The 25,166-nt window shown below is 60.9% G+C and carries 25 protein-coding genes; 8 read left to right on the top strand and 17 right to left on the bottom strand.

The window, feature by feature from the left end:
• Positions 1-5: 5 nt before the first annotated feature.
• The 3 genes from SM766_RS02135 to SM766_RS02125 form a co-directional block, all read right to left on the bottom strand.
• A complete protein-coding gene (locus SM766_RS02135; RefSeq protein WP_368946733.1) occupies positions 6-1,016 on the bottom strand; it encodes a hypothetical protein in 1,011 nt (336 codons plus the stop codon).
• 123 nt (positions 1,017-1,139) lie between these two features.
• Positions 1,140-1,331, bottom strand: a complete 192-nt coding sequence (locus SM766_RS02130) for a YgaP family membrane protein (protein WP_065273337.1) — start codon at positions 1,329-1,331, stop codon at positions 1,140-1,142.
• 110 nt (positions 1,332-1,441) lie between these two features.
• A complete protein-coding gene (locus SM766_RS02125; RefSeq protein ID WP_274867641.1) occupies positions 1,442-3,070 on the bottom strand; it encodes an AMP-binding protein in 1,629 nt (542 codons plus the stop codon).
• Positions 3,071-3,147: 77 nt separating this feature from the next.
• On the opposite strand from SM766_RS02125, the gene SM766_RS02120 reads away from it, so the two are divergent.
• The 3 genes from SM766_RS02120 (at position 3,148) to SM766_RS02110 (ending at position 5,546) form a co-directional block, all read left to right on the top strand.
• Positions 3,148-4,071 carry a DMT family transporter gene (locus tag SM766_RS02120; RefSeq protein ID WP_368946732.1) on the top strand — a complete coding sequence of 308 codons (924 nt, stop codon included), beginning with the start codon at positions 3,148-3,150 and terminating at the stop codon, positions 4,069-4,071.
• 52 nt (positions 4,072-4,123) lie between these two features.
• Positions 4,124-4,774 (top strand): sulfotransferase family 2 domain-containing protein, encoded by a 651-nt coding sequence (locus SM766_RS02115; RefSeq protein ID WP_368946731.1) that lies wholly within the window; start codon positions 4,124-4,126, stop codon positions 4,772-4,774.
• 109 nt (positions 4,775-4,883) lie between these two features.
• Complete coding sequence (locus SM766_RS02110) at positions 4,884-5,546, top strand: Hint domain-containing protein (RefSeq protein WP_368946730.1); 663 nt, start codon at positions 4,884-4,886, stop codon at positions 5,544-5,546.
• 124 nt (positions 5,547-5,670) lie between these two features.
• On the opposite strand, the gene SM766_RS02105 is transcribed toward SM766_RS02110, so the two are convergent.
• From SM766_RS02105 to SM766_RS02065, 9 genes are all read right to left on the bottom strand, one after another.
• Positions 5,671-7,875 (bottom strand): 3-hydroxyacyl-CoA dehydrogenase NAD-binding domain-containing protein, encoded by a 2,205-nt coding sequence (locus tag SM766_RS02105; RefSeq protein WP_368946729.1) that lies wholly within the window; start codon positions 7,873-7,875, stop codon positions 5,671-5,673.
• Positions 7,872-8,357, bottom strand: a complete 486-nt coding sequence (locus tag SM766_RS02100; protein ID WP_368946728.1) for a cupin domain-containing protein — start codon at positions 8,355-8,357, stop codon at positions 7,872-7,874. The genes SM766_RS02105 and SM766_RS02100 overlap by 4 nt, the downstream gene beginning before the upstream one ends.
• Positions 8,357-9,568 carry an acetyl-CoA C-acetyltransferase gene (locus SM766_RS02095; RefSeq protein ID WP_274827891.1) on the bottom strand — a complete coding sequence of 404 codons (1,212 nt, stop codon included), beginning with the start codon at positions 9,566-9,568 and terminating at the stop codon, positions 8,357-8,359. The genes SM766_RS02100 and SM766_RS02095 overlap by 1 nt, the downstream gene beginning before the upstream one ends.
• A 10-nt stretch (positions 9,569-9,578) precedes the next feature.
• Entirely contained in the window at positions 9,579-10,211 is a 633-nt protein-coding gene (locus SM766_RS02090) for a glutathione S-transferase family protein (protein WP_274827892.1), read from the bottom strand.
• Positions 10,212-10,241: 30 nt separating this feature from the next.
• Positions 10,242-11,393, bottom strand: coding sequence for an acyl-CoA dehydrogenase family protein (locus SM766_RS02085; protein WP_065273345.1), 1,152 nt, complete (start codon positions 11,391-11,393; stop codon positions 10,242-10,244).
• 35 nt (positions 11,394-11,428) lie between these two features.
• Positions 11,429-11,641 (bottom strand): hypothetical protein, encoded by a 213-nt coding sequence (locus SM766_RS02080; protein WP_368946727.1) that lies wholly within the window; start codon positions 11,639-11,641, stop codon positions 11,429-11,431.
• Positions 11,642-11,721: 80 nt separating this feature from the next.
• Positions 11,722-13,503 carry an acyl-CoA dehydrogenase C-terminal domain-containing protein gene (locus tag SM766_RS02075; RefSeq protein ID WP_368946726.1) on the bottom strand — a complete coding sequence of 594 codons (1,782 nt, stop codon included), beginning with the start codon at positions 13,501-13,503 and terminating at the stop codon, positions 11,722-11,724.
• 78 nt (positions 13,504-13,581) lie between these two features.
• Positions 13,582-13,983 (bottom strand): MerR family transcriptional regulator, encoded by a 402-nt coding sequence (locus SM766_RS02070; protein ID WP_065273348.1) that lies wholly within the window; start codon positions 13,981-13,983, stop codon positions 13,582-13,584.
• Positions 13,984-14,335: 352 nt separating this feature from the next.
• Positions 14,336-14,704 (bottom strand): MerR family transcriptional regulator, encoded by a 369-nt coding sequence (locus tag SM766_RS02065; RefSeq protein WP_065273349.1) that lies wholly within the window; start codon positions 14,702-14,704, stop codon positions 14,336-14,338.
• Positions 14,705-14,877: 173 nt separating this feature from the next.
• Here SM766_RS02065 and SM766_RS02060 point away from each other — a divergent pair, with 173 nt between their 5' ends.
• From SM766_RS02060 to SM766_RS02050, 3 genes are read left to right on the top strand one after another with little or no spacing between them, the layout of a single operon-like run.
• On the top strand, positions 14,878-15,300 hold the full coding sequence (locus tag SM766_RS02060; protein WP_065273823.1) for a PaaI family thioesterase: 423 nt from the start codon (positions 14,878-14,880) through the stop codon (positions 15,298-15,300).
• Entirely contained in the window at positions 15,297-15,815 is a 519-nt protein-coding gene (locus SM766_RS02055; protein WP_065273350.1) for a PaaI family thioesterase, read from the top strand. The genes SM766_RS02060 and SM766_RS02055 overlap by 4 nt, the downstream gene beginning before the upstream one ends.
• Before the next feature lie 13 nt (positions 15,816-15,828).
• Positions 15,829-17,151, top strand: a complete 1,323-nt coding sequence (locus tag SM766_RS02050) for an MATE family efflux transporter (protein ID WP_368946725.1) — start codon at positions 15,829-15,831, stop codon at positions 17,149-17,151.
• Here SM766_RS02050 and arsC read toward each other — a convergent pair.
• The 4 genes from arsC to SM766_RS02030 are packed head-to-tail and all read right to left on the bottom strand — an operon-like array spanning position 17,148 to position 19,307.
• Positions 17,148-17,489 (bottom strand): arsenate reductase (glutaredoxin), encoded by a 342-nt coding sequence (gene arsC / locus SM766_RS02045; protein WP_368946724.1) that lies wholly within the window; start codon positions 17,487-17,489, stop codon positions 17,148-17,150. The genes SM766_RS02050 and arsC overlap by 4 nt on opposite strands.
• On the bottom strand, positions 17,486-18,544 hold the full coding sequence (locus tag SM766_RS02040) for a quinone-dependent dihydroorotate dehydrogenase (protein ID WP_368946723.1): 1,059 nt from the start codon (positions 18,542-18,544) through the stop codon (positions 17,486-17,488). Before SM766_RS02040 ends, arsC begins: the two co-directional genes overlap by 4 nt.
• The gene (locus SM766_RS02035) at positions 18,541-18,972 is read right to left on the bottom strand and encodes a DUF1330 domain-containing protein (RefSeq protein WP_274833844.1); all 432 of its coding nucleotides are present in this window, start codon (positions 18,970-18,972) and stop codon (positions 18,541-18,543) included. The genes SM766_RS02040 and SM766_RS02035 overlap by 4 nt, the downstream gene beginning before the upstream one ends.
• Entirely contained in the window at positions 18,969-19,307 is a 339-nt protein-coding gene (locus SM766_RS02030; RefSeq protein WP_368946722.1) for a DUF952 domain-containing protein, read from the bottom strand. The genes SM766_RS02035 and SM766_RS02030 overlap by 4 nt, the downstream gene beginning before the upstream one ends.
• Positions 19,308-19,481: 174 nt before the next feature.
• Here SM766_RS02030 and SM766_RS02025 point away from each other — a divergent pair, with 174 nt between their 5' ends.
• Complete coding sequence (locus SM766_RS02025) at positions 19,482-21,059, top strand: bifunctional metallophosphatase/5'-nucleotidase (RefSeq protein WP_368946811.1); 1,578 nt, start codon at positions 19,482-19,484, stop codon at positions 21,057-21,059.
• 106 nt (positions 21,060-21,165) lie between these two features.
• Here the strand turns inward: SM766_RS02025 and SM766_RS02020 are convergent, their stop codons facing one another.
• On the bottom strand, positions 21,166-23,391 hold the full coding sequence (locus tag SM766_RS02020) for a hybrid sensor histidine kinase/response regulator (protein ID WP_368946721.1): 2,226 nt from the start codon (positions 23,389-23,391) through the stop codon (positions 21,166-21,168).
• Between the two features lie 707 nt (positions 23,392-24,098).
• Here SM766_RS02020 and SM766_RS02015 point away from each other — a divergent pair.
• Positions 24,099-25,061 carry a Gfo/Idh/MocA family protein gene (locus SM766_RS02015; protein WP_368946720.1) on the top strand — a complete coding sequence of 321 codons (963 nt, stop codon included), beginning with the start codon at positions 24,099-24,101 and terminating at the stop codon, positions 25,059-25,061.
• The last annotated feature ends 105 nt before the right edge of the window (positions 25,062-25,166 follow it).

Below are 25,166 nucleotides of genomic sequence, written 5' to 3'. Positions count from 1 at the left end.
TGGGGTTAGCTGCAGATGTTCTGTAGGCGCACCCAGTCGCGGTCATTCAGAACCGGTTCCAGAACCCGGCCTGCCATCGGATCGGCCTCGATCAGCCCGATGGTGGTCTCTCCGGTGATATCCAGCGCATAGGCGTAAGGGGTGGACGGGATCGCGGTGCGGGCAAATTCGGCCAGCAGCGTCTCATCCGCAACCTCGGGGCGCGGTGTGCTGAGAACCGTTTCAACATAGTGATCGAGTGTCTCGCGTTTCAGCTGTCCCGTGGTCAGAAGCCGGAAAGAGGCCAGCACACCGCCTGATGCCAGCAGTTCTGCCAGCGGGTCCTGCGCCTCCGCCCGGGCCCGTTCGGCCAAAACGGCTCCTGCTGCCACGGCAGGGTCTTCGTGATCCTCGACAAACGTCCGGTTCAAAAGAACGATACCACCCGGCAGGTGCAGGCTGGTGGCGAGGCCGGAGCGGAACACAACAAGACGGCGCACGCCTGTGCGCAGCGCGAGTTTTTCCAGAATGGGCACCGTGTCCGCCGTGCTGCAGGCCTGACCGGTAACTCGCTCAATCCGGCCAAGCAGCGCCTGACCCAGCGCCTTGCGCTTGATATCGGGCACAACGCTGACGGCGTGGTTCTGCAGCGCGCTCGGCAGCCATAGAAATACCACCAGCGCAAGGACGGCCAGACTGGCAAGGACGCTTGCCGCGCGCAGGCGCCCGGGATGCGGACGGCGCCTATCAATGGCGGCCCGCACCTTGTCGATCGCCTCGAGCATGGTGGTTTCGTCTTCTGCGATCTCCAGCGTTTCACCGGGATCGCCATCGGGATGAAAGATCGCCGGGAATTCGCCGGGGTTGGCACGTTCGACAGCCGCCAGGGACCAATGCGCCAGGGGGCGGTCGCTCATGTCGGTAATGGTGAGGGTCGCATCCCCAACCGAGATGATCACATCCCGGCGTTGCGCATCAGGGGCTGCGCGCCACAAACCCGCAGCCTCCAGCCGTTCGAAGTCCCTGAGTGCCGTCATCCAGCCTGCCTGTATCGTTGCGGTTGTTTTCTTTGCCGCAGGATAGCACGGCCCACGGCAAGGCAGCAAACCGCTTTGCCGTGGATTTCACAACTCAGTGCGCAGGCTCGCGACGGCTGAGCCTCAGGCCGGTTTCAGTCCCATGCGGGCAAAGATCATCGCTGCCGGGCAAAAGCCGGTGAAGGCCGATTGAAACAGGTTGGCGCCGACAAAGACCGTCAGCCAGACCCAGTTGGGCGACACGAATTGCGTCAGCACCACGGACAGCAACACCATGAAACCGGCAAGCGCCATAACCGCTTTGTTGATCGTCATGTCTTATCCTTTCTGATACGCGCGCCCTGCGGCGCCTTCATATTCAAAAATAAGAATAAGACTTGGTGAATGCAAGAGGCAACCGACGGGCAGGCCCGCCGGTGCCGATATTATTGGCCGTTTGCGATCTTGCGCAGCTCAAATTTCTGGATTTTCCCGGTCGATGTCTTGGGCAGCTCCTGGAACACCACCTTTTTGGGCGCCTTGAACCCAGCCAGCGTCTCGCGGGAGAAGGCGATCAGCCCGGCCTCATCCACAGATGCGCCTTCTTTCAGTTCGACAAAGGCGCAGGGAACCTCTCCCCATTTGTCGTCCTGCTTGGCCACAACGGCAGCCAGATTGACATCCGGGTGTGCCATCAGCACGCCCTCTACCTCGACCGAGGAGATATTCTCGCCGCCCGAAATGATGATGTCCTTGGCACGGTCGGCGATCTGGATATAGCCATCGGGGTGCTGGATCGCGATATCGCCCGAATGGAAGTAGCCACCTTTGAAGCTTTCGGCGGTGGCTTCGGGGTTTTTCAGATACCCCTTCATCACCGAATTGCCGCGCATGACGATTTCGCCCTGATCCTTGGCGTTCATCGGGATCTGATGCATGTCGTCATCCACGACGGTGATATGGTCCATCATCGGGAAGGCAACGCCCTGACGCGCCTTGATCGCGGCGCGGCCCTGCTGGTCCAGCGTGTCCCAGCTGCCGCCTTTCCACAGGCATTCGGTGACATGGCCATAGGTCTCGGTGAGGCCATAGACCTGGGTTACGTGAAAGCCGAGCTTTTCGATTTTCTCCAGCGTCGCCGGGGCAGGCGGGGCGCCGGCGGTAAAGACCTCGACCGTGTGGTCAAAGTCGCGGCGGTCCTCTTCCTTGGCGTTGACGATGGTGTTGAGCACAATGGGCGCGCCGCCGAAATGTGTGACGCCTTCATCCGCAATCGCGTTATAGACAGCAGACGCGGTAATGTTGCGGCAGCAGACCAGCGTGCCGCCCAGAACCGGCATCATCCATGTGTGGTTCCAGCCGTTGCAGTGAAACAGTGGCACGATGGTCAGGTAGACCGGGTGCATCACCATGCGCCAGGAGATCACTGTGCCCATGGTCATCAGATAGGCGCCGCGGTGATGGTAGACGACCCCCTTGGGACGTCCCGTGGTGCCTGAGGTATAGTTCAGCGCCAGGCTTTCCCATTCGTCCTCGGGCATGATCCAGTCGAAATCATGCGCTGCATTGCCTAGCACGTCCTCATAAACGGAATAGCGGCCCGACGGGGTAAAGCCCGCCTCGGTGTCCGGCACTTCGATCAGGATCGGTCCGTCGCCCTCCATCCGCTCCTTGGCCGCTTCGGCGAGGGCCAGGAATTCGCTGTCCACCAGCGCGACCTTGGCCTCGCCATGCTCAAAGATATAGGCGACCGTGTCCACATCCAGGCGGGTGTTGATGGTGTTGAGGACGGCGCCGCAGGCGGGCACGCCAAAATGCGCTTCGGCCTGGGCGGGCAGGTTGGGGATCAGCGTTGCGACCACATCGCCCGGTTTCACGCCCATCCCCGCCAGCGCCGAGGCCAGCCGCGTGCAGCGGTCGTAATAGGCGGCATAGGTCTTGCGGTGCTTGCCATAGACCACCGCCGGAACGTCCGAAAAAACATGCGCGGCCCGGCGCAGATGCGACAGCGGGGTCAGCGGAACATAGTTTGCCGCATTTTTTTCCAGTCCCGTTTCATCCTGCATCCAGCCCATGAATTTTCCTCCCATGATTCTGCGCCGTGTCGCTTAGAGGACAGATATTGCCGAAAGTTACTTTCATTGAAAGAGATATGAAACAATTGACCATTCCCCCTGGCGTGGCAGGCAGCCAGACCACAGCCGCGCAGGCGATGCTGGCCGCCATGGCCATCATCGGTATCAGTGACAATGCCGTGCCGCTCATGGCGGAGCAGATCGGAATCTGGCAGTTCTACTTGTTGCGTACGGTCATCACCCTGCCGTTGATCTGGGTCATGATGCGGGCCGGCCTGGGCGGGCTACGGCCTCAGCGGCTGGGGCCGGTGGCGCTGCGGGGCTTTCTGGTGGCGGTGTCGATGGTGTTCTACTTTTCAGCCGTCGCGCTGATGCCGCTGGCGCAGGCGCTGGCCGGGCTCTTCACCTCGCCGATCCTGATCGTGCTGATCTCGGTGCTGTTCCTGAAGCACCGTATTGGCCCGGTCCGCATCGGGGCGGTGGTGCTGGGGTTTGTCGGTGTGCTGTGCGTGTTGCAGCCGGACCTGTCCGATTTCGACTGGCTGATCCTGCTGCCGATCTGTGGCGGGCTGTTCTACGCGCTGGGATCTATGGCGACCGGGCTGATGTGCCGGGGCGAAAGCACGGTGTCGATGTTGTTTGCCATGCTGCTGGCGCAGGCGGTGATCGGGGCTGTGGCCCTAGGCGGGCTCACGATCTGGCCGTTGCCAGTGGCCGAGGGCGCCGATGGGTTTGTGACCCGGGGCTGGGTCTGGCCAGTGTGGGAGATTTCGCATTGGCTGCTGCTGCAGGGGATGGCTTCGGTCGTCGGGGTGTTCCTGATCACCAAGGCCTATCAGCAGGGCGAGGCGTCTTATGTTGCAGTCTTCGAATATTCGGTGATCATCGTCGGACCCGCCTTTGCCTGGCTTGTGTTCGGTCAGACGCTGGATCTGCTGCAGATGGCGGGGATCGGACTGATTGTGCTGGCCGGGGCGACACTGGCCCTGCGCGGATCGTAAATCGCAGCGGTCCGCCGTTTTCTTTTCCCACGGGACTGCATAGGCTGGTGTCATGATCCTGTCCCCCGGCCGCAACTTCATTTTTATCCATATCCCCAAAACCGGGGGCACCTCCCTGTCGCTGGCGCTGGAGGCGCGGGCGATGAAGGACGACATGATGCTGGGGGATACGCCCAAGGCGCGCAACCGGCGGCGGCGGCTGAAGGACGTGCAGACGCGGGGTAGGTTGTGGAAGCATTCCACCCTCGCAGATATCGAAGGGCTGCTGCCAGAGGGCCAGATGAGGGGGCTTTTTGCCTTTACTCTGGTGCGCAATCCCTTTGATCGGGCGGTCAGCTATTACCACTGGCTGCGGGACCAGACGTTCGATCATCCCGCAGTCACGCGATCCAAGGCCTTGGATTTCCGGGAATTTATCCTGCATTCCGATACGCTTTCGGCGTTTCGTGCGCATCCGCCGCGTTCCTACATGCGCCATGCGGACGGGAGCGAACAGTGTCAGGCCTATATCCGCATCGAGTATTTTGAGAAGGATGCTGAGCCGCTGTTTGATCATCTCGGCTTTCGGCTGGACCTAGAGCGGGCCAATGCCTCGGTCCGGGCGCGGGATTGGCGGGAATATTACGATCCTCAAAGTCGCGCCGCACTGGCGGCAAGCTGCGCTGAAGAAATCGAGCAATTTGAATATTCTTTTAACGTTTAACCTTTACCTCTGTTTAAGACGGGCAAAACCGCCCGCGCGAAACGGATGTAACAGGCTAAACGGCGCAGGGGACAGGCACCCCGGACCGAAAGGCCGGAAAGGATCGCAGATGCTTGATTGGTTCCAGAAACGCAGCAACCCTTTTTCCGAGGGCGCGGCGCCGATGGTGTCGGTTGGGCAGGGTGGTTTTCTGGCCGGAACCCATGCGGCGTCGAACCTGGGCTGGCGCCCGGTCGAGGCGTTGACTGTCGGCGACCAGCTTTTGACCTTTGATCATGGCATGCAGCCACTGGTCGAAGTGCGGCGCGAAACGGTGCTGGTGGGTGAAGGCGACGTGGATCCGGTGTTCTGCCCACTGCTGGTGCCGCAGGACGCGCTGAACAACCGCGTGCCGATGTATCTGATGCCGGATCAGGGCGTTCTGATAGAAAGTGATCTGGTCGAGGACGCCCATGGCGATCCCTTTGCCGTGGTTCCCGCCTGTGCGCTGGACGGCTATCGCGGTATCCGCCGCCTGCATCCAGGCGAGCGGATGGAGTTGATCATCCCCCGCTTTGCCCGGGACGAGGTGATCTATTTGGAGGCTGGCTTCCTTGGCTTTGCACCGATGCAAGGCGATCTGCTGAATGGCGCCGCCGCACCTGAGTTCTACAATGTACTGTCGGCAGCCGAGGCGCGCGATCTTGTGCTGGCGATGGCTGCAGCAGAGCAACTTGGGGGGTTGGGTGCTGGCCCCACGATTGACCCTTCGGGAGCTCCGTCCCTGATCTGAGGTTTCGCCCGATAAAAAACTGGGTGAGCCGGTCAGGGCTTTGTTTTTCTACAGAGCCTTGCCGAGAAAGAAAAATGGCCGACCCGGTTTGGGGTCGGCCATTTCGTTTGTTGAGTGCCCAATCTTAAGCAGCGGCGGCTGCATCCGGATTGAACCGGCCATAGAAGGTCTGACCCTTCTCCGCCATCTCCCGCAGCAACGCCGGGCAGGTAAAGCGCTCACCGTAGGCTTCGGTCAGCTGATCGCAGCGTTCGGCAGCATAGGGCGTGCCGATGATGTCGAGCCAGCTGAGCGGGCCGCCGGACCAAGGCGCAAAGCCCCAAGCCAGGATTGCACCCACGTCGCCTTCGCGGATATCCATCAGAACGCCTTCTTCCAGCGCGCGCACGGCTTCCAGCACCTGCGCAAACATCAGGCGTTCCTGCACTTCGATCAGATCGGGCTGGTCTTCGGCCAGCGGGTATTTTTCCTGCATGCCTTTCCAGTATTCGACCCGCTTGCCCTTTTCGTCATAGTCGAAGAAGCCGGCATTGGATTTGCGGCCCAGACGACCCAGACCTTCCATCCAGAAGATCAGATCATCCGCCGGGCTGTCGGGATAGGCATCGCCCATGGCAGCCTTGGTTGCGCGGGCGATCTTGGCGCCCAGATCGATCGAGGTCTCGTCGTTGAGCTGGATCGGACCCACCGGGAAGCCCAGCTGACGCGCCGCATTGTCGATCAACACAGGCGAGACGCCTTCGGTGATCATGCGCAGACCTTCGTTGATATAGGGAATGATGCAGCGGTTGGCGTAGAAGAAACGCGCATCGTTCACCACGATCGGGGTCTTGCGGATCTGGCGCACATAGTCGAGCGCCTTGGCCACGGCACGGTCACCGGTTTCCTTGCCCTTGATGATCTCCACCAGCAGCATCTTTTCAACCGGAGAGAAGAAGTGGATGCCGATGAACTGCTCAGGACGGCTCGACGCCTTGGCCAGATCGGTGATCGGCAGGGTCGAGGTGTTGGAGGCAAAGATGCAGTCCTCGGGGATGATCGCCTCGACCTTCTGGGTCATCTCGGCCTTGACGGCCGGATCTTCGAAGACCGCTTCGATGATCAGATCGCAGCCCTTCAACGCGTCCAGATCCGGCGTTGCGTTGATCAGACCCAGCATCGCCTCTTTCTTCTCGGCAGTGACCTTGCCGCGCTTGATGCCCTTGTCGAGATAGGCTTCGGTATAGGCCTTGCCCTTGTCGGCTGCGGCCTGATCGCGGTCCACCAGAACCACTTCCATACCGGCCTGCGCCGAAACCAGCGCGATGCCCGCGCCCATCATGCCGGCACCCAGAACGCCGAGTTTCTTGACGCGCTGATCAGGCACGTCCTTGGGCCGCACGGCGCCTTTTTCCAGGGCTTCCTTGTTGAGGAACAGCGAACGGATCATCGCGCCGGAGGAGGGGTTCATGATCACGGAAGTGAACCAGCGGGCCTCGATCTTCAATGCCGTGTCGAAATCGACGAGCGCGCCTTCATAGACTGCCGACAGAAGCGCCTTGGCCGCCGGGAAGGCACCTTGCGTCTTGCCGTTGATCATCGCCGAAGCGCCAACGAAGTTCATGAAACCAGCCGGGTGATAGGGCGCGCCGCCGGGCATCTTGTAGCCCTTGGCGTCCCAGGGTTTCACCAGATCGGCGGGTTTGGCATTCAGCACCCATTCTTTCGCGGCGGCGACGGGATCGGCTGCGATCTCATCGATATAACCTGCACTCTTGGCCTTTTTCGCGTCCAGCATCTTGCCTTCGAGCAGCAGCGGCGCGGCTGCGATGGCGCCCACCTTGCGTACCATGCGGGTGGTACCGCCGGCGCCGGGGAAGATACCGATCAGGATTTCCGGCAGGCCATATTTTGCCTTGGGGTTTTCCGCGGCAAAGATGCGATGCGTGGACAGCGGCAGCTCCATGCCGATGCCTGCGGCGGTGCCGGGCAGGGCGGTGGCAATCGGCTTGCCGCCTTTCTTGGTCTTGGGGTCCATGCCTGCCAGCTCGATCTTGCGTAGCAGGGCGTGCATTTTCATGATGCCGTCAAAGACGCCGCGCGCGGGATCGTCTCCGGCCTCTTCCTTCATCACCGCCAGCAGGTTCAGGTCCATGCCGCCGGCAAAGGAGCCTTCCTTGCCCGAGGTGATCACGATGCCCTTGACCGCGTCGTCGGCCAATGCGTCGTCGATGGCGGCTTCCAGTTCCATGAGCCCGTCAAAGGACATCACGTTCATGGTCTTGCCGGGCACATCCCAGGTGATGGTTGCGACGCCGTCGGCGTCCTTGGAAAGCGTAAACTCAGTCATGTTTCGTCTCCGATCTGGTCAGCCGTCAGCGGGCTGCCGTCCTTGCGGGTGAAGTTGAAGCCATTGGCGTCGTCCTTCACCATCATGTCTATGTCGCTGTAATAAGCGGTCTCTGTTTCGGTGCGCGTGCCCACCACCAGGAAGGTGGCCGGCGCGTCGGTGCTGTTTTTCAGGTGATGGCCGTTGGCATCTCCTGCAGGAAAAGTGGCGCAGTCGCCGGGGTGTAGCTCGGTTTCCCCGTGATCATCGATCAGGGTGCAGACCCCGGCGGTGACCATCAGGAATTCGTCCTGCTCCATGTGGTAATGGCGCAAGGACGACAGGCCACCCGGTTCCAGCTGAACGAGGTTCACGCCAAACTGCGTGAGGCCACCCGCATCGCCCAAGCGCTGGCTGGAGCGGCTCGCGACCGCCTCTGCCAGCTTACCGGGGTAGGCGGAGCCGGTCCGCCAGGGGATATCGGCCAGGTTCAGCTTGGGCATCAGACGCGCTCGATGATCGTGGCCGCGCCCATGCCGGATGCGATGCAGAGCGTCGCGAGACCAACTTCCTTGTCGGTGCGCTCCAACTCGTCCAGCAGCGTGCCGATGATCATCGCGCCGGTGGCGCCCAGCGGGTGGCCCATGGCGATGGAGCCGCCGTTGGGGTTCACGATGGCAGGGTCCACGTCAAACGCCTGCTGGAAGCGCAGCACGACCGAGGCGAAGGCTTCGTTCACTTCGAACAGGTCGATGTCGCCGATTGCCATGCCGTTGTCGGCAAGGATCTTCTGCGTTGCGGGCACGGGGCCGGTCAGCATGATGGTGGGATCGGTGCCGATCTTGGTCGTCGCCTTGATGCGCGCGCGGGGTTTCAGGCCGTATTCCTCGCCGAACTCCTTGTTGCCGATCAGAACGGCGGCAGCGCCATCGACGATGCCAGAGGAGTTGCCCGCGTGGTGGATGTGGTTGATCCGCTCCAAGTGCGGGTACTTCAGCTTGGCCACAGCATCAAAGCCGGGCATCTGCTCGCCCATCATCTGGAACGAAGGGTTCAACGCACCAAGGCTCTGCATGTCGGTCTGCGGGCGCATATATTCGTCGCGGTCCAGAATGGTCAGACCGTTCTGATCAGTGACGGCGATCACCGACTTGTCGAAACGGCCATCGTCCCAGGCTTCCTTGGCGCGGCGCTGCGATTCAACGGCCAGCGCATCGGCCTGCTCACGCGAAAAGCCGTATTCTGTGGCGATGATATCGGCCGAGATGCCTTGCGGGACGAAATAGGTTTCCATCGCAACCGAGGGATCCACGGCGATGGCCGCGCCATCGCTGCCCATGGCAACGCGGCCCATCATCTCAACACCGCCCGCGATATAGGCCTTGCCTGCGCCGCCTTTCACCTGGTTGGAGGCCAGGTTCACGGCTTCCATGCCCGAGGCACAGAAACGGTTGATGGCGAGGCCCGGAATGCTTTCGTCCAGATCCGAGGCCAGAACCGCGGTGCGTGCAAGGCAGCCGCCCTGTTCCATGACCTGGGTGACGTTGCCCCAGATCACGTCCTCGACGGCGTGACCGTCCAGATTGTTGCGCGCCTTCAGGGCGTTCAGGGTCAGCGCGGACAGGCGCACCGAGGTCACCTCGTGCAGCGAGCCGTCCTTGCGGCCCTTTCCGCGCGGGGTGCGGATCGCGTCATAGATATAAGCTTCGGTCATAAGTATCTCCTCAAGCTCGGTCCGACGGGTTGCCGGGCATCAGATCATAGGGGTGTTTCCAGCCGGGCGTTTCGCTGAGACGGGTCAGCCAGGCGTCGATATGGGGCCATTCGGCGCGGTCAAAGCCGAAGGGTTCGGGATAATAAAGGTAGCCGCAGCAGGAAAGGTCAGCATTGGTGATCCCGTCACCAACGATCCAGTCGCGCCCCTCAAGATGGGCATTCAGCGTCGCATAAGCGGCCTTGAGCCTTCCCTGCATGAAGCCGATCACCTGATCGGGGCGTTTGTCTTCGGGCAGGAAGTTCATCAGGAACCGGGTCATGCCCGCCTGGCTGGAGAGTTTGTGGTTGTCCCACAGAACCCAGCGCAGCACCTCGTATTTGTCTTCCGGCGCGCCGCCGAATTTCCCGGTTTTGTCAGTGATATACTGCTGGATGGCACCCGACTGGGTCAGGCGCATGTCGCCGTCTTCCAGTACCGGTGCTTCGCCCATCACGTTCATTTCCCGGAATTCCGGCGTGCGGTTCACCCCGGCAAAGAAATCAACAAAGACAGGCTCCCACTCAAGGCCCGACAGCTCAAGCGCCAAAGCGGCCTTATAGGCGTTACCGCTTTCTCCGAAGCAGTGCAGTTTGATGGTCATTCTTCAAATCCTCCCACGGAATTCAGCAGATCAAAGGCTGCGCGAAATCAGTTCCTTCATGATTTCATTGGTGCCACCGTAGATGCGCTGCACCCGGGCGTCAGCCCACATTTCCGCGACGGCATATTCCTGCATGAAGCCATAACCGCCATGCATCTGGACGCATTCGTCCAACACTTCGCCTTGGGTGTCGGTGGTCCAGTATTTCGCCATCGCCGCCTTTTCGACGGTCAGCTTGCCTTGCAGATGCTCGGCCATGCATTCATCCAGAAAGGCGCGCGCAACCTTGGTCTTGGTCAGGCATTCCACCAGTTTGAAACGGGTGTTCTGAAACTGGGTCAGCGGGCCACCAAAGGCTTCGCGTTCCTTGCAATAGGCGATGGTGCGCTCGACCGCGCCCTCCATGGCCCCTACGGCACCACAGGCGATGATCAGACGTTCCTGCGGCAGCTGCTGCATCATCTGATAAAAGCCTTTGCCCTCCTCCTGGCCAAGGATGTTTTCCGGCGGGATTTCGACGTTGTCGAAGAACAGCTCGGAGGTATCGGCAGCATGCAGGCCCACCTTGTCGAGGTTGCGCCCACGCTGGAAGCCCTCGGCGCCGTCGGTTTCAAGCGCCACCAGCGACACACCCTTGGAACCCTGCGAGGGATCCGTCTTGGCTGCGACCAGAATAAGATTGGCGTGCTGGCCATTGGTAATAAAGGTTTTTTGCCCGGACAGACGGTAGGCGTTGCCATCGCGGATTGCCTTGGTCTTGATCCGCTGCACGTCCGAACCGGTGGAGGGTTCGGTCATCGCCAGTGCGCCAACCAGCTCACCCGAAACCATCTTGGGCAGCCAGCGCTTCTTCTGCTCCTCGGTGCCGTACTGAAGAATGTAATGCGCAACGATGCCGGAATGGATGCCATGGCCCCAGCTCGCCAGATTGGCGCGGCTGCCTTCAATCAGGATTGCGGCCTCGTGCCCGAAATCACCGCCCGCGCCGCCGTATTCCTCGGGGATCGAGGGGCAGAGAAGCCCCAATTCACCGGCCTGGTTCCACGTCTCGCGGTCCATCATCCCCTGTTTGCGCCATTTTTCGTATTTGGGCATCCATTCGTTGGTGATGAACTGCGCCGTCATGTCGGCCAGCATCTGGTGCTCGTCTGTCATCCAGGCGGAACGGGTCTCGGTGCTCATGTCTCTCCCTTTCAGCACGCGTCGTTGCGGCGTGCCTATCGTTTTCTGTCCTCCAGCGCGCTGTTGAAAAGACGCAGCCGGTGGGTCAGGTTTTCGCTATCGGTGACGCTGTCGAAATTCTCAAAAAGGAATGACAGCGCCTCGCCTTCGTCCAACCCGGCCTCATGGGCAAAACGTTTCAGCCTGCGATAACCATCCTCGGTCATGGCAACCGGAAAGTGGCGGGTCAGGCGGAACCGTTTTGGCATGGTTCGGTGGTCCTTTTGGTCTGGGCACCGGGCCGGAAGGGAAGGCAGCAGGGCGTCCCGGTTGGAACGCCCCGAAAGGATCAGAAGCTTGCCGCGTCCAGCGCCATCACCGTATCCGCACCGCTCTGGATGCGCACAAGGTGCAGCTGCGTGGCGGGCAGGCGCCGTGCCATGTAGTAACGGCCGGTGGTCAGCTTTGTCTCGTAGAACGCCGCGTCAGAGGTTCCGGCCTCCAGCGCCGCATGCGCCGCCTTCGCCATCTGCGCCCACATCAGGCCAAGGCAGACATGACCGAACATGTGCATGAAGTCATAAGAGCCAGAAAGCGCGTTGTTGGGGTTCTTCATGCCGTTCTGCATGAAATACATGCCCGCGGCTTGAAGATCCTTGGAGGCGGCCTTCAGAGGTTCAATGAAATCCTTGGCGTAAGTATCGGAGATGCCAGCGTTTTCCTTGCAGAAATTTTTCACCAGATCAAAGAAGGCCATGACGTGCTTGCCGCCGTCCTGCGCCAGTTTGCGGCCCACGAGGTCGAGCGCCTGAACGCCGTTGGCCCCTTCGTAGATCTGCGCAATGCGGGCGTCGCGGGTGTACTGGCTCATCCCGTGTTCTTCGATATAGCCGTGGCCGCCATAGACCTGCTGGGCCTTCACGGTCATGTCGTAGCCTTCGTCGGTCAGGAAGCCCTTGATCACTGGAGTCAGCAGCGAGACCAGACCGTCGGCGTCCTTGTCACCGTCGCGGTGCGCCTTGTCGATCATGGTTGCGCCCCACAGAAGGAAGGCACGGCCCCCTTCGACAAAGCTTTTCTGATCCATCAGGCTGCGGCGGATGTCCGGGTGCACGATCAGCGGATCGGCCGGGCCATCGGGGTTCTTGACGCCGGTCACGTCACGGCCCTGGAGGCGGTCCTTGGCGTATTCAACAGCGTTCTGATAGGCGGCCTCGGCCTGGGCAACGCCCTGCATGCCGACACCCAGACGGGCCTCGTTCATCATGGTGAACATGGCGCGCATGCCCTTGTGCTCGGTGCCCAGAAGGTAACCAGTCGCCTCGTCATAGTTCATCACACAGGTCGAGTTGCCGTGGATGCCCATCTTCTTTTCGATATTGCCCACCGAGACGCCATTGCGTTCGCCGACCGAGCCGTCTTCGTTGACGATGAATTTCGGGACGATGAACAGGCTGACGCCCTTGATGCCGTCGGGGCCGCCGGGGATCTTGGCCAGAACCAAATGGATCACGTTATCGGACATGTCGTGATCGCCAGCCGAGATAAAGATCTTCTGGCCTGACACCTTGTAGGTGCCATCTGCCTGCGGTTCTGCCTTGGTGCGCATCAGGCCCAGATCGGTGCCGCAATGCGGTTCGGTCAGGTTCATGGTGCCGGTCCATTCGCAAGACACCATCTTGGGCAGGTAGGTGTCTTTCTGCGCGTCGGTGCCGTGCGCCAGGATCGCCGAGGCGGCGCCGTGGGTCAGGCCCTGATACATCACAAATGCCTGGTTGGCCGAGGAGAACAGCTCACCCACTGCGGTGCCCAGCACATAGGGCATGTTCTGGCCGCCGTATTGTTCCGGCATATCCAGACCGGTCCAGCCGCCTTCCTTGACCTGCTCAAAGGCATCCTTGAACCCGGTCGGGGTGTAGACAATCCCGTTTTCAAGGCGACAGCCTTCGGTATCACCCACCACGTTCAGCGGGTGCAGAACCTCGGAGCTGATCTTACCAGCCTCTTCCAGAATGGCGCCGGTGAAATCGCGTTCCAACTCGCTATATCCCGGCGTGGCGGCCTCGGAGACTTTCAAGACATCGTGCAGGATGAACTGGGTGTCCTTGGTGGGAGCATTGTAAACGGGCATCGCGGTCCTCGTTGAATTTCTTCAGTGTTTGTCTGGCGTGACCTCCCGAAGGGCGGAAGGCCGGGGCGGGGCAACCGGTTATTCGGCAGCCTCCTGTTCGGATTTCATCGAGGCGATGACACTTTCGCCCCATTTCAGCTGCTGTTGCAGATCTTCGATCGCTTCGTTCAGCTCGTCCCGCTGGCGTTCCATATCGGCGAGCCGTTCGCAGGCGACATCATAGGTGCGCGACAGCTGCGTCAGCTGCTGGTCCCCGATGTGATAAAGGTCCAGAAGCTGGCGGATTTCCTCAAGGCTGAAGCCAAACCGTTTTCCACGCAGGATCAGTTTCAGGCGTGCGCCGTCCCGTTTGGTGAACAGGCGTTTCTGGCCGTCGCGGATCGGGAACAACAGTTCCTTGGCTTCGTAAAACCGCAGGGTGCGCGGAGTCACGTCGAACTCATCGCACATCTGACGGATGGATTTTGTCTCTTCGGTCATCGTCGTCACTCTTGACTGCTGGGTGCAGCCTAAAATTGAACAGCTGAGGCGTGTTTTACAACATCTTCTTGACGTTTACGTAAGCTGTACGCTACGTCACATGCGTGGGTGACGTGGAGAGAGCCATTTGTGACGCAGCGTCGGCCCCCGGAACGCCTGGTAAATCCGGCGAAAGGGGGAGCCGGGGCAGGGGTAAAGGCGGAATTCAGGTCGGATCTTTCGGGATTCGATGCGGCGGTGCGGCGAATCCTGTTCCGTGCGTAGGACATGCAGAGCGGACAGCCCAACGGCGCTCCACAGTTACGCCTGTGAAGCCGGTGGTCCCAGAGCCGCCGAAACGGGTATTTGAGTTTTACTTTGCCAGCGCCAAGGTGGTGACGCGCAGGGCGCTCAGTTCTTCCATGGCCTCATCCAGCTGTTCGCGCTGCTTTTGCAGCTCGATCATCTGCCGGTCCGCCATCTCCACAAAGGCCTGCATTTGCGCCTGATCGCCTTCGTTTTCGCGGATCAGCAGCCATTGCCTGATCTCTTCGAGCTGAAAGCCGAACCGGCGTCCGCGCAGGATCAGCTTCATCCGCGCCTTTTCACGCGGGCCGTAGAACCGCGACCGCCCTTCGCGATCGGGCTGCAGCAGCTCGATGTACTCGTAATAGCGCAATGTACGCGGTGTCACGTCGAACGCAGCGCACATTTCCTTGAATGACAATCTGGCTTCGGTCATCCACTTTCTCCCCTTGGCCGCGAACCTATGCAACTGCGGCAAACAGTGCAAGCACCCGCAGCAGGCAACTTCACCCGACGTCACGGAGCGCTGTGATCACGGGGTTGCGCTTTGGGGCGGGCAGGGCCAAGGTTGCGCATACAAAGACCAAACAGATCAAAGGGAACGCCCCTATGGCGGACAAGACCCAGCTGGCGCGCCAGTTCATCGAAGCCATCCCCCACGCCCGTGAATTGGGCATGGTGCTGACCGAAATCGGCGATGGCATGGCCGAGATCACCATGGCTTATGATGAAAAACTGATCGGTGATCCAGAAACGGGCGTTATTCATGGCGGCGCGGTTTCGGCCGTGATGGACACCTGCTGCGGTGCGGCAGTGATGAGCCATCCCTCGGCGCCCGGCGGCACCGCAACCATTGATCTGCGTATCGATTACATGCGGGCAGCGACCCCGGGGCAGACCATTGTCACCCGCGCCACCTGCCATCACATCACCCGCAACGTTGCCTTTGTCCGCGCGGTTGCGATGGATGACGACAGCGACCGCCCCGTGGCTACGGCTTCGGGTGCCTTCACAGTGGAGAAAGGGTTTTGAACCGTTCCCGACCCGAACCCGTTCAGGTGGTCAAGCAGCGCCGCGATGCCGCCCTTGCCGCCCTTGTCGAGGCCGTGCCTTATATCCGTTTTCTGGGGATCACCTTTGACCGGCGCGGGGATGAGCTGACGGCGATCCTCAACTTCGATGAGAAGCTGATCGGCAATCCGTTCCTGCCCGCTATCCATGGCGGGGTCACGGCGGCTTTCCTTGAGGTCACCTCAGTGGTCACACTGAACTGGGCGCATTTGTGGCCGAAAATCGAATCCGGCGAGCTGGACCCGAATGAGCTGACAGCAGGCAAACTGCCGCGCCAGCCCAAGACGATCGATTTCACAGTTGATTACCTGCGATCTGGCCTGCCGCGTGATGCCTATGCGCGGGCCACGGTGAACCGGGCTGGGCGCCGCTATGCCTCGGTCCATGTCGAGGCCTGGCAGGATCACAAGGACCGGCTGTTCGCGCAGGCCACCGGCCATTTCCTGATCCCACAGGATCCCGTGAAAAAGGATTGAACCGGGTGTCGCGATGACTGCCGCGTCCGAGGCGCCAATCACCCACAGCCGGGTTCTGAAGATCGCGGTGCCGATTGTGCTGTCCAACGTGACGGTGCCGATCCTTGGCGCCGTCGACACCGGGGTGGTGGGGCAGATGGGGCAGGCGGCTCCGATTGGCGCCGTGGGTATTGGCGCCGTCATCCTAGCCACGGTCTATTGGATCTTCGGGTTCCTGCGCATGGGCACCACCGGGCTTGCGGCGCAGGCGCGTGGCGCCGGGGATATGGCTGAAACCGGCGCCCTTTTGATGCGCGGGCTGATCCTGGCCGCATTGGCCGGGGGCGTCTTTATCCTGTTTCAGACGCTGCTGTTCTGGGGCGCCTTTGCCCTTGCTCCGGCCAGCGCCGAGGTGGAGACGCTGGCGCGCGAGTATCTGACCATTCGGATCTGGGGGGCACCTGCCACCATTGCGCTTTATGCCGTGACCGGCTGGCTGATCGCGATGGAGCGGACACGCGGCGTCTTCATCCTGCAGATCTGGATGAACGGGCTCAATATCCTGCTGGATCTGTGGTTCGTTCTGGGTCTCGACTGGGGCGTCGAGGGCGTTGCGGCGGCGACCCTGATCGCCGAATGGAGCGGCCTGGCGCTGGGGCTGTGGCTGTGCCGCGATGCCTTTGGTGGCAATCAGTGGCGCGACTGGGGGCGGGTATTCGACCCCGCAAGGCTGCGCCGCATGCTGCAGGTCAATGGCGACATCATGGTGCGTTCGGTTCTGCTGACCGGCTCCTTCACCACCTTCCTGTTCATCGGTGCAGATCTTGGCGATGTGCAACTGGCGGCCAATCAGGTGCTGTTGCAGTTTCTGGAGATCACCGCCTTTGCGCTTGATGGCTTTGCCTTCTCTGCCGAGGCCCTGGTGGGCGGCGCCGTGGGCGCAAAGAGCCGCGACCGGATGCGCCGGGCGGCCTTGCTGGCCTCTTTCTGGGCGTTTGGCGGGGCGGTGGCGCTGTCCCTGGCCTTTGCGCTTGGCGGCGGTGCAATCATCGATGTGATGACAACCTCGCCCGAGGTGCGCAGCACGGCGCGGCTGTTCCTCTTCTGGGCGGCCCTGGCGCCAGTGCTGAGTGTGGCGAGTTACATGCTCGATGGTGTTTTTATCGGCGCCACATGGACGCGGGACATGCGCGTTGCGATGATCCAATCGGTAACGCTTTATGTGGTGTCGCTGCTGGTGCTGGTGCCGCTGTTTGGCAATCATGGCCTTTGGGGCGCACTGATGGTGCTGAACGTGGCGCGGGCCGCCACGCTTGCCCTTCGATATCCACGGCTGGAGGCCAGTGTCGCCGCCTAAAGCAGCGCTTCGATGGCCTCGGTCGGGCGGCCAATCACGGCCCGGTCACCCTTGATGGCGATGGGGCGTTCGATCAGGATCGGGTGTTCCGCCATTGCGGCCAGCAAATCTGCCTCGGCGCTGTCCTTGGAAAGGTCCAGCTCCTTGAAGGTCTTTTCGCCCGTGCGCATCATGCCGATTGCAGGCAGGTCCAGCGCGGCTTGCACCGTCTTGAGCTCTTCCAGGCTGGGCGCGTTTTTCAGATATTGCCGCACGTCGACTTCGGCGCCGCGCTCCTCCAGCAGGGCCAGACCAGCGCGGGATTTTGAGCAGCGAGGATTGTGCCAATAGGTGATCACAGCCAGTCCTTTCTTTTGGTTCCAACAGCTTGCGCGACGTTGTCAAAGCCGTCACGTGCCAGCAGCGCATCCAGCCCGCGTGCGATATCGCTCGCCAGCGACAGACCGCCAAAGACCATCGCGGTGTAGAACTGCACCGCCGAGGCGCCTGCGCAGATCTTGGCATAGGCTTGTTCTGCGTTGCTGATACCGCCAACCCCGATCAGCGGGACCTGGTCCTGCAACAGCTCTGAAAGCTGCGCCAGAACCCGGGTAGAGCGGTCAAACAGCGGCGCTCCGGACAGTCCGCCTGCTTCGTCCCGATGGGCGCTTTTGAGGCCCTCGCGCGACAGGGTGGTGTTGGTGGCGATCACCGCGTCGATGCCGCTTTCCAGTGCCACTGCGGCGATATCCTCAATCCCGGCGCGGTCCAGATCGGGGGCGATCTTCAGGAATACGGGAACCCGGCGCGGCAGACCATCGCGGGTCTGGATCACCCCGGCCAGCAGCGCCGACAGCGCCGCCTTGCCCTGCAGGTCGCGCAGTTTTTCGGTGTTGGGGGAGGACACGTTGACGGTGGCAAAATCCAGATGCGCGCCACAATGGGCCAGGACCCGGGCGAAATCGGCAGCGCGGTCCTCGCTGTCCTTGTTGGCGCCAAGGTTCAGACCGATGACGGCATCGCGGGGACGCTGCGAAAGGCGCTTGCCGATCACCTCCATGCCTTCGTTGTTGAAGCCAAAGCGGTTGATGGCGGCGCCATCCTCGGTCAGGCGGAACAGGCGCGGTTTGGGGTTGCCGGGCTGCGGGCGGGGCGTTGCGGCGCCCACCTCGATGAACCCGAAACCGGCGCGTGACAGCGGCAACAGCGCCTCGGCGTTCTTGTCAAACCCTGCCGCCAGACCCACCGGGTTCGGTAGTTCGATCCCGGCAAGCGTTGTCTTCAGACGCGGCGAAGTCACCGGGCCGGGCGTCGGCGTTAGCCCCGATGTCAGTGCCTTGATCGACAGCCCGTGTGCGGTTTCGGGATCAACGCGGTGCAGGGCGGCAAGGGCCAGCTTCTCTGTCAGCTTCATCCGAAACTCGCTCCGCCTTTCGCAGGGTTGGTGCGGATCAGGCGCGAGGTCTCAACCGCGGCCTGACGGTGCACCACCGCCTTGCGGTAATCGGGGTCGGTCACCATCTCCAGAAACGCATGGGCAGTGGGGTAGCGGGCGATGAACATTTCGTCCCAGACCTCATCCCCCGGACCGATCAGGGTCGCCTGCCAATTGCCGCGCCAGACGATACCGGCGCCGAGGCGGGCGATGATCGGCGCGGTTTCGCGGCCGTAATTTTTGTAAGCCTCGGCCCCCGTCAGCCCGGTGCCAGCCAGCGCGTGATCCTCGGGGTAGGCGGCGGTGTCGCGGAACTTCACAAGGTTCAGCATCTCGATGGGCTGGTCGCGGTCGAGCCCCTTGAAGGCTTCGAACTGGGCGCGGTCCGGGTCGATATAATGGCTCATGTCATCTCCTGCGGGAATTGGTGGCGGCCATCCTTCAGCGGCAGCGGTTTGGCCCAAAGCACCTCGCCCAGCTTCATTTCGCGATAAAGATGGGGGAACTCCGCGCCGCCGCGAGAGACTTCCCATTTCAGCGCATCGCCCAGAGCGTCAGCCTCCAGCGCGAGGAGAAACAGCCCCTCCGCGCCCGCGAAATGCTTGGCCGCGGTTTCGGCGGCCTGCGCGGCGGTAGAGAAGTGGATATAGCCATCGGAAAGGTCGATCGGCGCGCCACGGGTGGTGCCCGCAGCCTCAAATGCGGCCCATTCGTCCGCCCGGAAAATTTTGTAGATCAGCATGAAATCGTGATGCCCCGCGCCGCGTATGGAATCAAGCCTGTAATCCGGCGATGTAGATGCCCACTGCCTGCGCAGGCTGACCCTAGGAAACCCGGTCTGGTTGTTTTTCCCCTTTGACTGGCGCGTTGTTTGGTCGCACCATTCCTCCAATCATAAAACAAGGGAGTCCTGATGATGATGACACGTTTCCTGATGTCGGTTGCGGCACTGGGGCTGACGGCGGGCGTTGCGGCCGCCGATTACAAGCTGACCATTCTGCACACCAATGATTTCCACTCCCGGTTTGAACCGATCAGCAAATACGACAGCGGCTGCCGCGAGGGTGACAACGCCGAGGGCAAATGCTTTGGCGGTTCCGCCCGTCTGGTGAGCGCGATTTCCGATGCCCGAACTCGCAGCAACAATTCGATCCTGGTGGATGGTGGTGACCAATTCCAGGGCTCGCTGTTTTACACCTATTACAAGGGTAAAGCCGCGGCCGAGATGATGAACAAGATGGGCTATGACGGGATGACCGTCGGCAACCACGAGTTCGATGATGGCCCCGAGGTGCTGCGCGGGTTCATGGATTCCGTCGGGTTTCCCGTGCTGATGTCCAACGCCGATGTCAGCGCGGAACCTGCGCTGGCCGATGTGCTGAAGAAATCCACGGTGATTGAGCGCGGCGGCGAAAAGATCGGTCTGATCGGTCTTACGCCCGAAGACACACATGAGCTGGCCAGCCCCGGCAAGAATATCACCTTTTCCGATCCGGTGGTTGCCGTGCAGGCCGAGGTCGACCGTCTGACAGCGGAAGGCGTCAACAAGATCATCGTGCTGAGCCATTCTGGCTATGGCGTAGATCAGCGCGTTGCGGCCGAAACCAAGGGCGTCGATGTGATCGTAGGAGGGCACAGTAACACTTATCTCTCCAATGTTTCGGATCGGGCGGTTGGGCCTTATCCGACGATGGTGAACGGTGTGGCCATCGTGCAAGCCTATGCCTATGGCAAATTTCTGGGCGAACTGAACGTGACCTTTGATGAGGCTGGGAACCTGGTCGAGGCGAAAGGTGAGCCGCTGATCATGGATGGCACCGTGGCTGAGGATGAAGCCACCGTCGCCCGTATCGCCGAGCTGGCGCAGCCGCTTGATGAGATCCGCAACAAGGTGGTGGCCGAGGCTGCGGCTGCGGTGGACGGAGACCGCCAGAACTGCCGCATTCAGGAATGCCAGATGGGTAATCTTGTTGCGGATGCGATGCTGGACCGGGTCAAGGATCAAGGCGTGCAGATCGCCATTGCCAACTCGGGCGGCATCCGCGCCAGCCTGGAGCCGGGCGAGGTGACGATGGGCGAGGTTCTGACCATCCTGCCGTTCCAGAATACGCTGTCCACGTTTGAAATCTCGGGGCAGGATCTGGTTGCTGCGCTTGAAAACGGTGTCAGCCAGGTGGAAGAGGTCAAAGGCCGCTTTCCGCAGGTAGCCGGGCTGACCTTCACCTGGGATCCTACGGTTGCCCCGAACGAAGGGCGCGTGCAGGAGGTGATGGTCGATATGGGCGACGGGTTTACCCCCCTGGATCCAGCCAAGACCTATCTGGTTGTAACCAACAACTACGTGCGCAATGGGGGCGATGGCTACAAGGTCTTCTCAGGCGATGACAAGAACGCCTATGACTTTGGTCCCGATCTTGCGGATGTGCTGGCGGAATATCTGGCAGAGCAAGGGGCATATTCGCCCTATACCGATGGGCGCATCGCGCAGAAGTAATCGGGCTTGCGGGTAGTGGATTTGCGCGCGGTCAAAGGCTGCGCGCAAATCATACATTTGACGTGCCCCGCCTCTATGGGGCCGGTTCTGGAACACTGAACTGCCCCTATGCGGCTTTCCGGGGGACCTGTTGCAAGAGCGACAGCAACTGAGGTTTTGACACCGGCTTCGCCAGAACCTCGTCCATGCCTGCCGCCAAATATTGTTCCAGTTGCTCAGGCATGGCGTTGGCGGTGACGGCGACGATAAAGCAGGGCAGCCGACGGGTGGCCTGTTCCATGGCGCGGATCTTCTTCGTCGCCTCTACGCCGTCCATACCGGGCATCTGAATATCCATCAGAACCACATCAAAGGCAGAAGCGCGCACCATGTCGAGCGCTTCTGTGCCGCTACAGGCACTGTGAACCTCGCAGGAGGTATGGCAGAGGAACTTTTCGAGGATCAGCCGGTTGGTCTTGTTGTCATCGACTACCAGAACCTCCATCGCCGGAGCGTCTGACACTGTGGCGACATCCGTGGTGGACTGAAGCGGTCCCGTGTCTACGTCAGGGCCTGGGACCAGCGGTAGTCTGATTTCAAAGGTTTCTCCTTTCCCGGCTTTATCGGCCAGTTCCAGGCTGCCGCCCATCAGGTGGCACAATTGACGAGAGATCGACAGCCCCAGTCCGGTTCCGCCGAACTTGCGTGTGTCGCCCGCATCCGCCTGCTGAAAAGGAAGAAAGATCGCCTGCCGGGCCCCGATGGGAACGCCGACACCGGTATCACTGACCCGGACCAACAGCTCGCTGCCCTCAGCCGTGGGTTCCGCTGTGATGGTGACGCTGCCTGACTGGGTGAACTTGATGGCATTGGAGACCAGATTGTGGAGGACCTGGCGGAACCGGTGTCCGTCGCCGACGATCATCTGAGGCAGATCCTCGTGAATGCTGGCGCTGAGCTGCAGGTGTTTTTCTTCGGCTCTAGCTGAAAACAGTGATCGCGCACCTTCGATTGCATCGCGGAGTGCGAAAGGCCGGGTTTCCAGAGCCATCCGTCCCGCTTCGATCTTTGACAGATCGAGTACATCGCCGATCGTCGTGAGCAGCACCTGACCGGAATCCTCGATAATGCGAAGATAGTCATGCTGTTCCCTGTCCAGCTCGGTTTCGCTCAGCACCGAGGCCATCCCCAGAATGCCATTCAACGGCGTACGGATTTCGTGGCTGACATTCGCCAGAAAATGCGATTTCGCGCGGTTGGCGGCTTCTGCTGTCGCCAGCGCCTCGCGCAGGGCCTCGGCAGAGCGTTCTCTTTCGGTGATGTCGACAAGGGAAACGGACCAACCCAGGAGCGGGCTCTTGCTTTGCATCGGGCTTTCGATCGGCAGCGCGCGCAGATCAAAGATACGCTGGTTGAGCCGGATCGGTTCCGCGTTGGCCAGAACGCCACTGTTCAGAAATGACTGCAGTGTCGTACCGATCTTGTCCAGATGATCCAGCGTGTCGCCATGGCGTGGAAGGGTTTCACCAAACAGCATTTTGGCGGCGGGATTGGCCCCTGCAAAGCGACCGTCTGCGTCCAGAATGATCACCGGATCATGGGTGGCATAGAACAACAGGCTCCGGCCCTGTGCGACGGTATCCATCATCGTGTTGTTCAGCAGCAGCCAGCTCAGCGCGATGAGGGTCACGGCAAACATGAAGGGGGTGGGATCATATCCGAAAACAGTGAAGCCATCGAAGATATAGGCCAAATTGGCCGTGAGCGGCGCTGCGGTGATGAAAATCAGCACCGCGAGGAATGGCCGAATAATTTTCCGGGCCCGGATCAGCGCATAGGTCAGCAGCCCAAGGGCGGTGCTCACAAAAATATAAAGCCCAGCCGCAACCGCATAGAACAGGGGGCCATGGTCAAAAATGACGAACGTATTTTTGCCCTCGGTCACGAGCCGGGTGTCAGGACCATACAACAGCTGCGTTTGACTGTTGGTGGCAGCGATGAGGGCGACAAGGATTGGCAGAGCGACATAGAGCAACAACCGGATCGGTTGCCGCTTGCGGCTGGAATTCATCGTGTAGTCGAAGACAAAGAAGGACCAGGCGATCGGCAGCAAGGTGATGCCGGGCCAGGCAGCAAGGGACCAGGCAACCTTGCAGGCTTCTCCGGGCGAAGCGAGATCGGCGGCAACGGTAAACAGCCACCACAGCATCGCACTCAATGTCAGCAGAAAGGCGGGCTTACCCGCAAAGCGGGTGTTGCGTGCGACCCAGAACAAGATCATGGCGCAGATCGCCCAGAGCATGGCAGCGGTCGCAGCGGCCAGCGTAACATGCAGGTGTGTCAGGCAGGTCATGGCCTAACCGGAACACCCTGGGGGCAAGTTGTGCAGCGTAGAGGCGAGAGCATGAAAAGATATCTTCGATATTGATACGTATGGCGTCCGGTTTCGCACAAAGGGTGTCGATCATTGTTTCGTGAGGACAGAGTGACGGTATATCGCGAAGATATTGAAAACAAGGCGGAAAGCCTGTGTGGTAAATGGTGTGTTGCTGGGCTTGGGCCGGGCTGTCGATCGCCCATATCTTTGAGCTTTCTCAGCAGAGCAGGATTCGCTGTCGCCCCTCAGCAAGTGGGCGATGGCCGGTTTTGAGCCAATACAGGTTAATTCCAGGAGAAATCTTGGCCGTGGCAACAGGGGCAAAGCGAGGCTTTGGGATCGTTTCTGCGGTCACAACTCCGGCTTGCAGGTGCCGTGAGGTAACCGGAGGTTCGTGATTGAGGTACCGCTAAGCTCCAGTCATACGTAGATTGTTTTCATTTTGAGACCTTAGCGGCTGTCACTTTTGATCGCGGCGTCTGTGGCATGGGGGTCCGGAAACAGGTCGCATCGCTCTCTTTGCATGTGTTAGGGATAATTGTCACAAAGCGCATGCTGCGGAAGCGCCGATCTGTCTGTAATTACACATGACAAACAACAGTAGCCGATCCACCTCTGTGGGGCGGGACCTTTGAACCGGCTATGCTGGATCAATACAATTGGAAGTAAAAACAGGAGCCAACATGGCGGTGAAGACAGCGGTAATCGGACTGGGGATCATGGGGCAGCGGATGCTTGAGCAACTGATCCTGCACAAAGACTACACTCCGGTAGCCCTTTGGGATCCGTCTGCGGACGCTTGCGCAGCCGCGCAGGCACTGGCGCCCGAGGCTGAGGTGACAGGTTCGCCCGAGGCGGCGATCGTGGCGGCTGATCTGGTCTATCTTGCTTGCCCTCCGGTCCCGCGCAAAGCCTATGCCCTGGCGGCGGCTGCGGCTGGCAAAGCGGTGTTTTTGGAAAAACCGCTTGGCGTTGATCTGGCGGAAAGCGAGGCGCTGGTGGCGGGGCTCAAGGCCAGCGGCGTACCAGCAGCGGTGAATTTCACTCAGGCCGCCGGTGCGGCTCTAACGGATATCTCCAGTGCTGCCCTTGCAGGGGAAATGGGCGATCTCGTCGGGGTGGATATGGTGGTGACCTATGCCGCCTGGCCGCGCGCCTGGCAGCAGGCAGCGGATTGGCTGCGGTTCCGCGCCGAAGGCGGCATGACGCGCGAGGTCCTGTCGCATTTCCTGTTCTTCACCCAGCGGATCTTTGGCCCGCTCACCGTCTCGTGGGCGCAGCCCTCTTACCCTGGGGACCCGGCGCTGTGCGAAACGGCGTTGTTGGCCCGGCTGGAAAACGAGGAAGGATTGCCGGTGTCGATTCTGGCTTCGGTCGGCGGTGCGCAGCCGGATCGTCAGGAGTTCACCATCAAGGGCAGCAAGGCCAGCCACCGGGTTTCGAATTTCTCGGACCATGCCATCTCGGAAGGGGAGGACTTCGTTCCGGTGCCCCAACCTCCGGCAGACCGCCGCACCGTCGCGCTGCAAGCGCAGTTGGACGATTTCCTTTTGTGCATGGCGGGCAAACCTCACCGGCTTGCCACCCCGCAAGAGGCGCTGGAGGTGCAGCGCCTGGTTGAGGAGATGTTGGGCGGAAAAGGCTGACAGGCGTTTGGACCTGCCGTTGGGGCAGGTCCATCCTCGATACCTTGCGAAGTGGCGGCGAGGTGAGCCGCCCTCACGTGGTACATGCGCCTCGGCCTACGAAAC

This window comes from Pseudophaeobacter sp. A-200-2, assembly GCF_041008815.1.
GTDB classification, from domain to species: Bacteria; Pseudomonadota; Alphaproteobacteria; order Rhodobacterales; family Rhodobacteraceae; genus Phycobacter; species Phycobacter gallaeciensis_A.
This window is presented reverse-complemented; position numbering and strand designations above follow the sequence as displayed.